Annotated in this window: 4 protein-coding genes; 2 read left to right on the top strand and 2 right to left on the bottom strand. The window is 23.6% G+C overall.

All coding sequences use genetic code 11. The features are described from left to right. Positions 1–3,569: 3,569 nt before the first annotated feature. On the bottom strand, positions 3,570–5,045 hold the full coding sequence (gene zwf / locus GFV14_RS02255; protein ID WP_457914057.1) for a glucose-6-phosphate dehydrogenase: 1,476 nt from the start codon (positions 5,043–5,045) through the stop codon (positions 3,570–3,572). 1,850 nt (positions 5,046–6,895) lie between these two features. Between zwf and trhO the strand changes: the two genes are divergently transcribed. Then, positions 6,896–7,954, top strand: a complete 1,059-nt coding sequence (gene trhO / locus GFV14_RS02260; RefSeq protein ID WP_457914058.1) for an oxygen-dependent tRNA uridine(34) hydroxylase TrhO — start codon at positions 6,896–6,898, stop codon at positions 7,952–7,954. Positions 7,955–10,068: 2,114 nt separating this feature from the next. Here the strand turns inward: trhO and bssS are convergent. Then, positions 10,069–10,323: a biofilm formation regulator BssS gene (gene bssS / locus GFV14_RS02265; protein WP_457914059.1), complete on the bottom strand. Its 255-nt coding sequence runs from the start codon at positions 10,321–10,323 to the stop codon at positions 10,069–10,071. A gap of 7,684 nt (positions 10,324–18,007) precedes the next feature. Here bssS and gmhB point away from each other — a divergent pair. Continuing rightward, positions 18,008–18,586: a D-glycero-beta-D-manno-heptose 1,7-bisphosphate 7-phosphatase gene (gmhB, locus tag GFV14_RS02270; protein ID WP_457914060.1), complete on the top strand. Its 579-nt coding sequence runs from the start codon at positions 18,008–18,010 to the stop codon at positions 18,584–18,586. Positions 18,587–18,591 lie beyond the last annotated feature (5 nt).

The raw sequence follows: 18,591 nt of genomic DNA on the forward strand, positions 1-18,591 counted from the left end.
ATAATGTTTATACCTCAATTTATAGAATCAGACTATATCAAGACGCATTAGTTCACGTACTATTAAATCAATTCTATAGCATTCAACCGTGCGAAATAAAACTCTCAGAACTAGAATCAATGCTATTTAGATCATTTCTAGATTTTTTTATACGATTACGATTGATTCAGATGATAATACCTCTAGGAGAGTATATTACGTATACACTACTGTCAGCAATATTATCTGCATTCCTTTCAAGAACATTACCATATCCTTTACCACATTATTTACAGTATAGTAAGTTTTCTTATTAAATTTTCTTAATTAATAATTACAATAGATATTAATAAATTTTTAATATTTATAACACGTAATTCGACTCAAACTGTTAATAGCAGTAATCATTATGTTATGATCTTTTTTTCAAAAAATTTACTCTTAATCCTTCAAATAAAAATATATTGTTTATATATATTAAACAAAATCAACATTTGAACATGTATTTTATATGTTAAGTATTATAATAATTACTTAAAATTTCATACTTCAACATAAAGTACTGTAATTATTTTAAATATTCCATGTAAATAATTATATATAATTCTTTATATTTAAATTTTTCAACTGATTTATCATTAATAACAATGCTGGTAATTTTATTCAAATTTATTATACCACTTATGAACAATATTTTATATCATACATAATTTAATCAATATATGTCCTACTAACTGTCATAACTTTTAAGTATCAATAACAAGACAAACGTAAATAATTAAATATATTTAACACTAATGTTATTTTACATATGACCAGTATCTAATAAAAAACATGATCTAGTTCAATAAAGGTATTCTATAGTACTTTCACCTTATAAACGCTTCAGATTCTAGTAACATCTCACTGACTATATTAGATTTATATTTTGAGATTCATTTCCCTTTCTTGAACATTAATATATACTACGTATATCTTAAGATATTATTTAAAATTTTCTAAATACAATTCTTTATGTATCTAACATGCAATTAACCAAGTAATATTTTAATAAAATTTAACCTTGATTACTAAGTAGTTGAAAACAGATACGTTCTAAATTTTAATGCGTGTTAGGTTTTTTCTTCTGTATATCTTCAAAATCAGTTGAAACTGAGCACAGATTCCAAAAAATTTTCCAAAAAAAACAATACCATGTATATTAATATTTTAAACTTTTTAAAATACACACCTTGAGAAATAAATCTAATTTTTCTCAAACTGATACTGAAAGTATAGTGAGCCAAGTAAATATTAATTTATCAAACATTAAAAAAGATATAATACATACATAAACTATGATAAAAATAAAAATCTATAGCATTAAACACACTATCTATCTCAGTAAAATTCAATATTTATATAATTGCATTTAACATAGGTTTTATCAAAAATATCGTTTTAATAGATTTTATTTTATAAAATTCACTTTATACATTAAGAACTTTTTCATTAAATATTGCTTAGACAAGTGCAGTATTTTTAAAAAACATATATCACATATCGTGTTCAATTTTCAATATACTAAAAAATAAATTCAATACTCTTAATATTATAATCAAAAATTTAAGCGTCTAATATACATTAAGTTAATTAAAAAATATTGTTAAATATAAAAATTTTATAATAAATATTTAAAATACTAATTGTAAGTTTATCAATGTAAAGTTAATTATCTTTTTTGTTACATAAAACAGCATACATATTTTAAAAAATATTAATTTTGACTATATATTATAAATATATCAATCATGATGCAAGAAATTACTTATGTTTATATATTACTAATCACAACCTTGAGTTAAATCATATGAATACACTTAGATATTTTAAACAAACATAAAATACACATCAAATTTTCAACATCAATTCATGATTCAAGTATTGAATACTCTAAAAACTAAAATCTATTGCATCCGATCCAATATCATTTATACAAATACATATAGTAATAATGTATATATAACAATTGAAATATTATAGTTAAATTATAATGTATGAATATATCATCTCGTCAGATATCAAAAGAACATACACTCATATTATTAAACTAAAAACTAATTTTATCTGTATGAATAGCTAGACAAACACTACACATCAGTACATTTATTCAACAAATAAAAGTGACAGGCATTCTTAGAATAACCCTATCATAATAGGGAATATGTTTCTTAAAAAATAGTAAATATACTTATTAAACTGTTTATAATACTAGAAAAGTTTTAACTAAGATGACAAACTTTAACATAATTGTTATTAATTAGATATGAGATATAATGATTAACTCAATAATAACGATATAAAATAGAAAGGTATCTTTTTTATAATTCAGTGGATGTAAAAGTTATTCGACATAATTGAAGTGGATGTAATAATTGTAACAAAAATAAACTCTACATATATAATCTGTAAGTAAAAGTGTTTTTATAATAAATTTGTTCAGAAATCAAAAAATTAAAGAAATAATAAATAACTAAGATATGAAGGGCTTATTGAAAAATACAAAAAAAACAAAACACTTAGCTATTTTCTATTTCAGATACTAAAATTTAATTAGCATTATCTTTTTGAGATAGTTCTAAACTTATTACATATTTCCATTTTCAATATCATAGATTATATTATAGAATCTTATTTTCCACTAGAAACCAATTTTTAAAAATTGAAAGAAAGTATATAAAACTGTATTTATAAATATTTATTTTATAATTTGCAAACTTTTTTCAATTTAATATTGATCTATCTTCAATTATTATTTGAAAATAAAGTATGATAGGTGTTAATAATTTTAAACATAATATTAATAGTTTTTACTTATAGGATAATTTTAATATGATCATGCGTCATGTACAGAATCAGCAGAAATAGTATTTTTCTGATATGAATTAAATAACAATTACAGATTTCAGTTGTCTAGATTATAACTTTGACTAATATACTAAATGACTTAAAATATTACATATGTACATTACTTGATTAATAATTTGAAATTGAGAAAAGCTAATTTTTAAACATTTTATGAAATAATACCAACCTATTTATAGGATATTGATGTTCTAAAATAAAACTCAAGAGCTTATAATTAAGCTTAAATTCTATTAACTAATCTCACATTTCGATATATGTTATTATTTTATCATGTATAATAAAATAATACTTTTAATCTTTTATATAAAATCACCAATATCTACTGTGATTAAATACTACCATTTATCACAAAGATCAGCTTTAAATAAATTAGAATCATTACAATCAATGAATCAAATATTAACATTTCAAGAAATACAATTTTGCAACCATTTCTTTTTTAAAAATCATATAAAGTAGATGATAATAATCAATGATTTATCTAAAAATGATGGTTACTTTTATTAAAAGTACGAAAAACTATTTATGATTAATGAAGATCAATAAGTTGATTAAATATAGTGAAAGAAGTAATTCATACACTTGCTATATCCCTTGATAATTATCTACTGTGATTTTTTATACTCATAAAAGAGTGCACTAATTATTTTAGAAAATAATGTTTATATAGCACAACACTAAAATTATTCAAATTCATTCCATTCCCGGTGATCTTGTGTAATCATTGCAACTGATTCAAGAGGTCCCCAAGTTCCAGCTTGATATAGTTTTGGTGATTTATTGTTTATTTCCCATGCATCTATGATAGAATCAACAAACTTCCACGCCTCCTCAATTTCATCACGACGAACAAATAAAGCCTGAATTCCTCGCATTGTTTCCAGTAATAAACGTTCATATGCATCCGCTAAATGAGTATGATTGAAAGTTTCCGAAAAACTTAAATCTAATTTAGTAGTTTGCAAACGATGTTTATGATCCAGTCCCGGAGCTTTGTTAATAATTTCAATATCAATACCTTCATCTGGCTGCAAACGAATAGTTAATTTATTTTGCGGTAACTTTTGGTAATTTTCAACAAAAATATTTAAGGCGGGTTGTTTAAAATACACTACTACTGCAGAACATTTTGCAGGTAAACGCTTGCCTGTACGTAAATAAAAAGGAACGCCTGCCCAGCGCCAATCATCAATATCTACACGTAGTGCAACAAATGTTTCTGTTGTACTGCGTTTGCTCGCACCTTCTTCTTCTAGATAACCAGGAACTCTATTTCCTTGAATAGAACCAGTTATATATTGTCCACGAACTGTTTTTTGATGCACATTGGTATGGTCAATACGACGTAATAAACGCAATATTTTTACTTTTTCATCACGAATATGATCAGTCGTTAAATCTGCTGGAGGTGACATTGCAATCATTGTTAAAATTTGCAATAAATGATTTTGTACCATATCACGCATTTGACCAACTTTATCAAAATAACCCCAACGTCCTTCAATGCCTACTGCTTCAGCGACAGTAATTTGAACATGATCGATTGTTCTATTATCCCAATTATTAATAAACAATGAATTTGCAAAACGAAGAGCTAACAAATTAAGAACAGTTTCTTTACCAAGGTAGTGATCAATGCGATTAATTTGATTTTCGTCAAAATATTTTGCTACTTCATTGTTAATTTCTTGTGAAGAAACTAAATCCGTTCCTAATGGTTTTTCCATAACAACTCGATTTGGCTGCTTATTAAGACCTGCATGCCCTAGACCTTGGCAAACTGCACCGAATGTACTCGGCGGCATTGCAAAATAATATATAGCGGGGTGACAATCTTGTTTAAGCATTTTTCCTAAATGGATAAAATCTTCAGTTTTATTAACATCTAAATTACAAAAATTTAATCGCTCCCTGAATTTATTCCAAAGTTCTGCATGCAGAGTTTCTTTTAAAAATTTACTAAATGAAGCCTCAATGAAATTAATATAATGATTTTGGCTCCACTCTGCACGGCCGACACCGATAATTCTAGTATCTGGATGAATATAGCCTGCTTTCTCTAATTGATAAAGAGATGGAAATAATTTACGACGTGCGAGATCGCCTTTTGTACCAAAAATAATCAAGTCACAAGCTCGAACAGTATTATGTACTATCATATTCCTTCTCCTTAATTTATGAAATTGATTATGTCTTGTAAAACTACAAAATATTTTGCTTATAAATTCTTTTTAAGATAGTCAGTAATATTATTAATACTTAAACAGTTTTATACTAAAAGCAGTAAATTTATTTCTCATACAAATCCTATAAAATCTTCATTTTTATAAAAAACTAAAAATACTAAAAAACTATTGATCATAAATAATTACATATAAATCATAATTTTGTAAACATCTTACTACATTCTTTCATGTTTAGTAAAGTGCTCTAAAATATATGACATATTTTTATGATCTTACAAAATTTAACATAAACCATTATTGAAGTTTTGTATTCATCTGAATATAATTATCGTTCTCACCCGCACACATTGCTACTAATATAAGCTTTGTTAATCCTACTTTTAAAACCGTATCTACAAAATACAGAATCTCTTAATAGTAAAATAATCTATTTTTGAAGAAATCAATTATTACGTTATATAAATATTTTAAAGAAACTAATATAGTTTTTAACTTTTAAAATAAATCAAAAAAATTGATCAAATCATTTTCAGCATGCCAAAATATATTATTCACTGTAGTATTTCACTATCCTATAATCTGGTTAAGCGTAAGGGTCCTTGCAAGATAGAATTGTTACTATAAAATATTTTTCTTTTAAGATTTGCTTAGTACTAATTTTAGTAGACAGTACGGGTTAACAATATATTTAAAATATTATTTAGATATAATTATTTTATATAGTTTATTAAAATAACTAAGGCCTGTACTTATGTGAAATAATCAAGAATTATTTTAAGAAATTAAATTTTTATTTACTGAGTATATACAAGCGTATACGACCATAAACATTTGATCTATTTAAGTATTTTACGCTATTTTATTTGTTCAAATAATGTAATAGTTAGATATACTGCACCAGTATATTTCCCAGTAAAAACATCATATGTAAATATTTAAAATGTGGATAAGAATCTTTAAAAATAGTGATCAGTTAGCTGGATTCAACATTTAAAATATAGCTACAAAAATTCGCATCAATAGTATTTTACACCTAAATTAATTATCGTTATTATCGATAATACAAAGTATTAAAAACAAAGCTGCAGTGTATTTGTATTAATGATTTGGTTAAACATTTTCTAGCACTAAATAAAAATTACAATAAAAAGTTAAAGTCACTAGACTAATTATTCTAATTACCCGTACAATGTCACTAACAAAATAAGCGCTTTAATAACTGCTTTTCTAAAGAAAAAATAAACTTGTATACATGAAAGATATATTAACACATAATAAAAGATGCAGCTAAAATATTCACCATTATGTCTATTGTAGACTAATTGCAATACTTCTAAATCATACAATCAACACATTGCACACTTTTAGCATCATCCATTAACATTGCATCGTTTACTCTACACTCAGTTTAGCTAGCTCTCACAATGCGCAAGTATCTTAAAAACTTTAAAAGCATTTACATATTGGTCTACAGTTTATAAAACTAATATTAATTATTTTATTGTTTTAAAAATATAATTTTGAATCAGTAATAAGATTTTTTTTAAAGATTTTTTTAAAAGCAAGTAATAAGTTAATCTTTCTAAAGAATTATATTCTAACTTCCATTCACTTTGAAATTAATCTAAAAATTGTTATACAATAAGTAATCTTACCTCTAAAGACTCTCTTGTTTTATTACAAGCAAACTTATCTGTATTAATAAGTGACATTTTTATTGATTTTAAATCATAATATTGGTTGATGCTTTTTGAGGGATGCCGCTAGATAAGCATGTCATTAAATATAATACATATCACTAATTATATAGAAAAGGAAATACTATGCCAGTATTGCATAATCGAATTTCTAATAAAATTCTTAAAGAAAACATGTTAGCTATAATCCAAAAACGTACTACAATTTCATTTTATAAATATATTAATATTCAACACCCCAATATATTAAGGAATGAATGGTATTTAAAATTTAAAGCGCTGAATATATTTGGACGAATTTATATTGCTAAAGAAGGTATTAATGCACAAATTAGTGTGCCTAATTCAAATGTTGAAGTATTGCGCCAAGTAATTTATAACACTCGTCCAGAATTAAATCACTTACGTCTAAATATTGCTATTGATGATAATGGTCAATCATTCTGGGTGCTACGCATAAAAGTTCGTGAGTCTCTGGTTTCAGATGGGATCATTGATAAAACCTTTAATGCTTCAAATATAGGAAAATATCTCCAAGCTCATGAAGTAAATAAGATGATTCATAATCCGAATACCTTGCTTATCGATATGCGTAATCATTATGAATACGAAGTTGGTCATTTTGAAAATGCACTTGAAATACCTTCTGATACGTTCAGAGAACAATTGCCTATGGTAGTGAACATGCTACAAACACAGAAGAACAAAACAATTATAATGTATTGTACTGGTGGAATCCGTTGTGAAAAAGCTAGCGCGTACATGCTGCATAACGGATTTAAAAATGTCTACCATGTAGAAGGTGGCGTGATTGAATATGTACGCCAAGCAAAAAAACAAGGTTTACCTATTTATTTTAAAGGAAAAAATTTTGTTTTTGATAATCGGATGGGTGAACGTATTACAGACGATATTCTAGCTCAATGCCATCAATGTGGTGAAGCATGTGATGCTCACACTAACTGTAAAAATAATGATTGTCATTTACTTTTCATTCAATGCTTATCTTGTGCAAAGAAATATAAAAATTGTTGTAGTGTAACTTGTACTAAAGAAATTCAATTATCTGAAAAAGAAAAACACATTCGTCGTTCAGGACTTAAGATACATAATACAAGGTTTAATAAGTCACGTCGCCATTTATCAACTCTCTTTAAACTTGAAATAAATAATAAAATGAATTAACTAATAAATAACCATTCATTATAAAATAAGTAATACACGGTTAAACTCTCTACGTACTCAATTATTTTTTAGGACAGTCTAACTCAACGACGTTTAAATATCCATATACCAAAATGGCTCATCATTCACATTAAAGTATTGTGTAGCTATGATCATCTTTTAAGTAGATAGAAAAGTAATAATAGAGATAATATTATTATATAGCTAATCTTATTAATATACTGTAAAAATCATAGCTCACAGAAATACTTTTTTACTAAATGCAAAATATATATAATTTCTCAGTTTTATAGTAAAGTAATAAATCTTCTATACAATAAGATACTTATCGACATTAAACTGATATGAGTAAAATATGTTACTAATTTCTAAATTATTTCATCAAACAGTTCAGTGGTTTTTAACCATACTATTCATAACATCAAAACTACTATGTTAAGTAAAACAAATACAGATCATCAAATAATAACTAAGATTAACATTATTGTAGTTATTCTTAAACGTTTATATTTCACTTTCGATTTTCTGACTTAATCTCGTATAATATCTTTAATATAAATCAAATTTTTACACATGTCATTTTAAGCTAATCTAGTTAAATTACAATTAATTTCTAATCTAGATATATCTTATATACTGCACTTTAATATAAAGATATCAAAGTATTGTAACCTATAGAGCTATAAATAAGCTAATAATTAGCTAATAATTGTAAAAATCATCGAGATATTAGTTAATAAAAATTTTCTTACCTGAATTAGCGATTAGAAAGAACAAAATTAACTTAACACGCGCCGTTGTTTATATACAAATAATAAAAAAGTTATTTTATATAAAGTTTATTTCATGTATTGCACAAATAGTATAGTAGTTATCATTTTCTTAACTATAATCTCTATTTTTGTTATGTAGCTGCACACACATTTTAGCTAAAATACTAGGAATCAGCTAAATATCAGTATATTTAACATATCGATAACCTAAAAATTTAACAACCTTTCAAATAGTCTAATGTCATTAAGTTTTTTATTATCAACCTTAATAGCAATCGATTGCGTTGTGATTATATAAGAAAAAACTGTAATTAATTTGTTATATTCATTTTTTTTAAAGCACATCCTATGGTATTTTATTGGGTAAAATGATACTTTAAGTAAATGCACAGATGGTATGCACTAAACGAAGTTTAATAACTAAATGACATTTATTTGATATTTTTTCTGTAAATGTTGTATATATCAAACATTATTCGAGTTTTATGGTTCACTGCACATCAAACTAAAACTTATATTCTGAGTAATCTAAATTTTCTAATTATCTTTATTCACTATCTTTTGACAATTTTCTGTATTTTAATTTATTAAAATAAAGTAAAGATTCTATGTAGTTCTACATATAATATCATTGATATTCATCTTACTAATATAAATCAATTAGATCGTTCCATATTTCTGTAAATATCTAATTATTTTCGCGTACATTAAATTATTATGATTTTAAATATACATGTTATCTTTTACAAAAATTAATAATATCATAATAATTAAATATTATTTTTACAAAAATTTTTTAAAAAGTATTTTTATTAACTAAAATATTATATAAAACATTATTGTAAACCTAAAATAATTAATTAATTTAATTATAAAATACATTTATTATGAAATTATTATCATTTATTTTTGTTAAAAAATTATTTAGATATAAAATTTATTATATTAAAGAAATAAGATAGGATCTAATTTTTGAATATAAATTAATATATAAAATAATATGTTATTTTATTATCAGAATTATTTATGTAGTATTAAATAGTTATGTTACATTCTTGTAATAATAGGCTTGATTTATAATCGATAATATTTTTATATTATAATTTATAATAAATAATTTTTTTAGTATATTTACACTAATAAATTTTATATAAAAAGCCATCAGTAAAATAAAAAATTGATAACTTACTAATAATAATTAATGAGTATTATTTAAATAATATATAGAAATAACATTTTATAAATATTATAGTTAACTATTTTAAATATTTATGTATGTTAGAATGAATAACTAGTATAGTTAATGGATATTTGATAATCATCAAATATCCATTATCGTCACTAATGCGTCTGAATCTTGTACTCTGCGTAATCATTAGATTCAATCTTATTAATACCGGCTTGTAAACTATCAATAAGCTGTCTAGCCACATCAGTTGTTAACCACATTGTTTTATCAACAACAGCATCCTCATTATTTTCACTTTTTTCTGGGAGATAATGCAACCTTAACATCATTGCATCATAGGCATCAACGGTGCTGATATCCCATCCAACAACAGAATGAGTCTGAATAACATCATTTTTTCTGTTCATAGAAATTTCCTCATCATACTCTGTGATAAATGTATATCGATAACTGACTAAAGCAAAATACTCAAAAGAGTAACAATTAGTATAAGGGAATTTCGCCAATTGAAAAGAAAGAAAGGTATTTGTTTATATATCAATAACAAATCATTTCATAACATTAAATATTTAAAAAAAGTCAATGAAAAAAATAATTATTGTCCAAAAAAATAGAAAGCTATAGCTGCCATGGTTTATAAATTTAGTGAATATGTATTGTTCTTATTGTTAGTAATGATATAACCGTTATTTATTAGTAAATTATAGAATTTAGCACATGTAATAAACAAAAAAAATACATTAGCACTGTAAGTGCTAATGGAGTATTTTCAGACTAAAAAATAATAACACTTTTCTTCAAACTACAAGAAAACACTTAAACAAGTTTGCCAGTTCTTTCATGTTGAGTAATATTTTCCAGTAAATATAATATACATTAAACACGAGAACATGTGGAAATTATATTGAAAAGATAAAATGTATTATATATTGCGATTTTAAAAAATTTTAATTAGTGCATAATTAAAAATATTTACTACTATATTAATAGTAGTATATCATATACTCTTAACATATAAAAGTTATTTCTATATAAACTAAAAAACAACTACCAAAAATTTAATTTTCTCATAATATAGCTAGTAATGATTTTCAATACATCGATAAACTTTACATATCTACCGCTACCCATTATGAAATATTAAAAATATATTACCGTATTGCAAATATTGAGATGAACAGACATGTGTTCTTTATTTTTACAAAAATTAATAAATACAAAAATTAATAAATACGAAAATCACTTTAGGCTTCTAATTATTAGTATTAATTTAAGAAAACAGATTTTTGACACCTATTTTAATAATAGTTGTTATATATTTTCTTTCTAAATTAGAAGATAATCATTCAAAGCATTCTGATAAAAATCAGTAGCAGCTCTATTTGGCTAAAAACTATCATTCAAGAACATACAGTCATGCAAACAACACTTTACATATATTACCCTCCCGTAAAGTTTACATTTTATTTAGAACAATGTAATATATTGAAATATTTTTTTAATGTTGTTGTGATATCAGAATTAAATTAACCAACATATTTTATTAAGCGACAATGAGGTTATGATATAGTTTAAGAAGAGATATTGTGATATTTTATAAAATATAATAATATTATGCGTATCTTTTTCAAAAAATTAATAGTAGTCGCTCTTCCTTTTAAAGCTATCATACAGTCAGTACTAATACTAATAATAATCAAACCTTAACAACGTTAAGATTGTTTAAAAATTATTATTCTATGTTGTATAAAACAAAGAATTCTTCCTTATATAATACAGTGTACATATTAAACTTACCCTTTAAAATATTACATTAATTTTTTATTTGACTGGTTTGATCACTGAAAAACTCACTAAATGCGCTCTTATATTAATAATCAGCCAGTAATTTAGAGTTTTAGCTATATTAATATACACAAATCTATTCATAAATGCCCACTCATCCTCTTCAATATACTTGAAATAGATTTATTAAGTAAATTTTAATTCATATCATATAATTAACCTCGTAATGAAATCAAAAACCTATTCTAGGATACTAACGCTTTTAGCTTGACTATCCGTCAACTAGAAAATCAACAAAATGTGATGGAAGTTTTATTAAGTGAAAAAATCTATTAAAATAGATTTTAATACTTAAAAGTAAACAACAAACATACTAAAAAAATTATATCAATTTTATTTATGCGACTCAATATTAACAAAGATAAATATTTTACTACAAAAGATAATAAATATTTCAACATAGTTTTAGTGAATATATAAAAAGACATTTTGTCTAAAATCTTTAACTTTACAAACCATGAAAAATCTTATCTATAAAAATTTTTAATATTTCTGTTTAAAGAGATATTTAAATATACTTCTCTATACATATTGCAGTCATAAAAATATTTTTATAATTCAGCGGCTGAAATATAGTCTAAATTTATCCCAATAAATATAGACCCCACAAAAAAAATAAGCTACAGATTTTCTGAAATATATACATATACTGATATGCTATCACTATCTACATATGTTAAAAATTATACAATTACATTCACTATCAAAAGCTTAATCAGCGGATAAATGTAAGCATTTAAAATATAAGGATTCTCATAAAAAAATTAAACGCTTTTTACTAAAAAGACGTGTATATTTAGATAGAAAACAAAAGTATAAATTCTAATGAACTAAATAAAAACAGAAAAAAATTTTTTATGTGAATATATTATATCGATTAGTTTAAGATTGATCCTATTTTTATTTTCTATAAATAATTTAAATGTTGAAATTATTGCATCTATGATAGTGTAAGTATTACGATCATTTACTTAACTATAACTATAACTATTTACAAACTGAAAAACTAATCATTTAAGAAATAGAGTGAAACATGCTGATGTTAGAACATAATTGAAGCTCAAAAACACGGAGTAATATCAGAATTTTGAATTACATCAAATAAAAACTGAAATTAGAATTTAGAAAACAACTAACAATATTCAACAACAAAATCTTAGCCTTTATTTAATTTAGTATATTACTGAATATGAAAAATCTTATTATAAATATTAACAAAATCACTTTCATAAATCTATGATTTTTTCTGAGCGAATATTTAACTTAATGCTTTATGTTAGTAATGATTGAATAGGCATTAATAACAAGGTTAGTAAATACAATTTTTAACTTTCTGATAACAGAGATCGAAACAATTTTATATGCTATTTCTCAATTTGAGAAAAAGATAACGGTCTTTGTTTTTTATAATGTAATAATGATCTAACGTAAAATAATCTCAACCTTAGTATCAATTTTTTGGATCTATTAAAATAATTCTCTAATAAAATAAATAATTATAATCTAAATAATTATCTACTTCCTAAGATTGAATATTAGATATTCAATTTAGTAAAAGTTTATTAGAATATAAACGCTGAGATAAGAGTTATTAAGTTAGATATTATTTAAAACGAAGAAAGATTACTTTTACTAGTTAACTTGCATACAACATCTGTAAAAGATTAGTATTATTTATAATAATACTATATGATATGCCTCAATGCCAAAGCATTATGAATCGAATACACCTTAACGACGATGGGGGTAAATAGAGTACTCATGTTACTTGCTCTATAAGCTTTCTAATTCAACACATGAGATTTATAAACATCTTCATGTTTAAAGAAGAAATACATAGGCTTTAATATATAGACTCTTTAAAAACCAAAATAGGTAGTTAAAGTGTTGTGAATTTATTAAGAACTTGTATAAACCGTATATGATTTTTTAAAAAATTGTCTATTCTTTAGCCAATCAGAAACTAAAACAACAATTATTTCTAAAATAATACTAACAAATAAAAATAAAATCATTCTAAACTCATAACGATTATAGCACTTGATTTCTATTAAACATAAATGTTTCGGTATTAACGTTGTAAGTAGATACTTATTTCCTAATTATATATTATTGATCAAACTCTTTTTATAATTTATTTAAAGAAAATAATTTAGTTTTAAACAATATTTCTAAATCACCTCGTCACTCAAGTAATAAACTATATGATAAATTTAAAATATATCAATCAATAAAATCTTGTTACTAAATAATTAACAATATGCATATAAAAGAAAAATTTTTTGATATATGTTTTTATAACTGCATATTTTACAAAATAATTTATATCAAAATAGCTAGTGATTTTTTAGAAAAAATGTCATATTGTATTCTTATAAATTTTAAAATACTCAACAAAAGTAGCATAAACTTCCTGAAGAAACTTATAAAAACAATCAGTGCAGTTATATACAGGTACTAATGAGCAAGCCAAATTGCTGTCGTAATTATTAATATTCTAAATTATAAAATAAATGCGTATGTTAACACGTTGTGATATAAAATCAAGCATTTAAAATATAAAGTAACATCTCGTAGTCAGCATGTAAAGTTTTACCCCAAAAAATATCAGTAATAACAAGCGATGTTACGGATATACAAGCACAGAAATAGTTTTTCTCGCCTTGACAAATGAAAAAATACATAAAAATATTGTAGCAGATAGATATTTATAAAAGTAAAAACATTAAGAACAACATATACGATATACTGAAAGGAATTATTAAGATCACAAATACAATAAATTTTATTTTTTAATATCATACTTATAAACACTAGATCATAATTTATATATTAAATTTACTCAACATCTTAATCAAGGTTAACATCATGAGAAGCATTTAATACTCATCTTCAACGTGTTAATTTAGAAGCTATTTGTAGTATGCTTTAAATAAACAAATATTAATTTTGTAAAATAACACAATATTTTCATGATTTTAAAACTAACAAAAGACGCTAACTTTTTACAGTACTACTATTAAACTTAAGCACTTTTCCTAACAACTTCATCTAATAAATATATATACAGAAACTAATGAATATTCTTATAATATTTTTATCATGATTAGTTAGAACAAACTGAATAGAATAAAGTCTTTCACTTCAAAAAAATAATTTATCTTGCACGATTAGTTAAATGTGATAATAGACTACTTACTAAATAGTATGGATAATTTTTAAAATAATTTTATTATCAAGTATATCTAGAAATTTTAACATATTAATACAATGCATTTCAAAATTTTTAGTATTTCACAAAATTTAAAATAGTAAAAATTACATTCATACTTTTATTTTAATCACACTTCTTATAACAACATAGTGGACAATCTCAGTGTATGAAATTATTAGATAGCACATTTTTACTACATAACACTACTTTTTAACTGATACAATTTATTTAGAGTAAATAATAATAAAATATATGATAATATTAAAAAAGAGTTAATTTATAATTTCTATCTTTAATTTTGTTATAAATAAAGTGTGATGTTGCAAAAAGTATTAGACAATATCGCTTTTACTAAACACATAATTTTATAAAAAAATTGTTACAAGAGAGAGGTTAAACGTTTAAACGGGATTTTTTTAGTTCATTGTGTACAATTTTAGTTAGTTTGGCTCTTACCTATAATAACATTAACTGAAATCTTATTAAGAGAATTTGTCTTTTTACTACAATTAGTTAAACTAATTTCGCTTAACAGCGGTACTAACAACGGCAATAGATTATCATATGATAAAATTAAACACATCCCTCAACACGTTTTTTATAATATCTTAATGGTGCTGCTATTTTATAAACTTTTATGAGACGTAATTTTTATTAGATATCCATTTATAAATTACATGATACACATTACTACAAAGAGCAGTTATAAACGCAGTGTTTGTTAATAGTGAAGATAAGTTTATTTTCTAATACTGTATTGAAAATATCATTTAAACGTTTATACTTGATCCTAAGGAATAAAACTTATTAACGAATTGTTTTAACTTTCCTGCTAGTATTAATTTCTTATATTTCTTTGATAACTTATTTAAATTAGTTAGTATTCCGGTAAGATATTTTCAATCATATAAACAATAAATGAAACTATATTAATAATAGAGGTAATCATATTTTAGATAAATAATCAGAAAAACTTAATCAAATAATGCAAATAAATTTATTTATGTTAATAAGCTATACATAAAATCAAAAAGAAAAACATTAATTATAACATAACAATATACAAAATTATATCTTTATAACGCATCTATAGTAAACCATATAAAGTAAAGCAAAACCATAAATGAATATCAAATACTATAACACAACTAAAAATACAAAATCGTAATAGTTATATTAAGCAAATGAATCGCCCTAGATATGAATCAAGATAAGCATTCCTTCAAATATAATTACAATACTCTCCTTTGAAAGATTTTTCTTTCAATAATGGGAATATCACTTAAAAGGAATGATAAAATTTGTCTAGATCAGTACATATAATATATTAGATAGTTCGTCGGATAAGTATATTTTGAAAACTCAAGCATGAATTTCAATATTTAATGTATGCACTACTCTAGAGATAAACATAATATTAATAAATTAATATATAAATTCAATGCTCAATAGCATTCAGAGATAAAATACAATTTATTTTTAATTATTTTATAATTATACATTATATCAATAATTAGTGTTAATTTTATCAATTCTTAAAAACAGATTTTTAAAATGATCAAAACTAAACTCACTTAATTGTATGTAATTAAAAACCACAACTAATAATACCAACTTAATTGTCAATATTTTAAAATACTTATTATCGACAAGTTCCTAGAGAAGTGTACTGGTTAATAAATAACAGAACAAAAATTTAGATATTTTTTAATACATCTGCAATAGAGCTACACTATTTATAATTTCCAAAACAATGTAATGAAGAGCTTTATACTGTTCTATGAGTTTAACAACTTTCAGCAGTTCATTTTACTAATATGCGCTTTAATTTTCTCTTTTAAATAAAGATTAATATTGCAAAATAAAAAACAAGTATTAAAATACTATTATTGTTCATGCTAAAAGACATTTCATTTAATAATTTAATATATTTTCAATAAAAAAATTTTAGAAATTACATGAAATATATAAAATTTATTACATTTTTTTATTCTAAAAATTAGACTCGATATATAAGATGCATAATTTATAAATGTATTTCTTATATAATAATGATCTGAGAAGACATAATTTATATAAACAAATATGTTGATACAGTACCACTAGATCTAAACGTTTCTTATCTATACATAAGATCAATTATCATTGATATACTTACCAAAAAAAACAAATATCGAGCTTCTACTATAATATTTTATTTACTAGCAATTGTTTATCAAAATCATAGTCTTTTTTTTAGTAACGATATCTATTTTATTCACCCTTCATACAATTAATAATTATCAAAATTAATATTGAGACTTTAGATTACTTTTGAGAAATTTTGACAAAGATATGTCACGTTTTTACACCTCTTGCCAAAATTCTAGATGTTTTAACTATTGCTTTATTTTATAGCTTTACAAACTAATATACTATGATATTTTAGTACGTAAATAACGAAGCTACATTTTCAACTTGTGTTAGGCAAACGTTTTTCGTATATCAAAAAAGTACCCACATAAATTAAATCCATTGATTTACCAAATTCAGTATGTATTTCAGTTTGTTAAGACATAATAGTTTCATTTTTTAAAATCTATTTTCTGATATTACTACTACAGACTTTTCTTATTTTGAGATAGTAGATAAAATAATGATTTTTAAAATTTTATATAAACTCTCAAACATTTCCAGTCAATATTTAATCGGAATTGATAGTTTAATTAAACACTTAGTATTTAATTATTTAATTCTGCAGCACCAACAATAATACACAACATATTGCTTTACTAAAAACATATAAAATAATTATATATTAATCCCTGATTCTTAATTTATAGTAAAGCATTCCTACTCAATAATTTGATAATTTATTTATTTTAAATAAATAAAAATTCTTTTTAGATATATAAATTCTAAAATAGTCAAACACGAGGGTGCTAAAAAAAATCGAAAGTTTTTAATCAAGTTTGACTAATATATTTATACTTATTTGTTTTATTGTTAATCTTTTATAAAATATTTAAAACATTTTTGTAAGGAGAAAACCAATGCAAAAAGGAACACCTGCAGTCTTTTTAGATAGAGACGGAACAATAAATATTGATCATGGATATGTACATAAAATTAATGACTTTCAGTTTATCAAAGGTGCTCATGAGACTATGATTGAACTAAAAAAAATGGGCTACTCGCTAATTATCGTGACAAATCAATCTGGTATTGGTCGTGGTATTTATTCAGAAGATAGTTTCATGAAACTAACAAGATGGATGGAATACTCATTAGCTTATCGCGGTATTTATCTTGATGGCATTTATTTTTGCCCTCATCATCCTAAATCTAAAGATAAGGCTGACGATCAGCACTGTAACTGTCGAAAACCAAAATCAAGCATGTTTCTAGATGCCCAACAATTGCTTAATATAGATATGGCATCCTCTATTATGGTTGGTGACAAACTCTCAGATATACAAGCAGGTAGAGCTGCAAATATAGCGACAAACATTTTAGTAAAAAGTGGAGCGTTGATTACATGGCAAGCAATAAAAAGTGCCGATTTTATTATTAATAGTATTGCAGACTTACCGAAGATAATAAGTAACATTAGAAATAAATCTTTTTTATGAAAGAT

The sequence above is a fragment of the Candidatus Hartigia pinicola genome, from assembly GCA_020541205.1.
GTDB lineage: Bacteria > Pseudomonadota > Gammaproteobacteria > Enterobacterales > Enterobacteriaceae > Hartigia > Hartigia pinicola.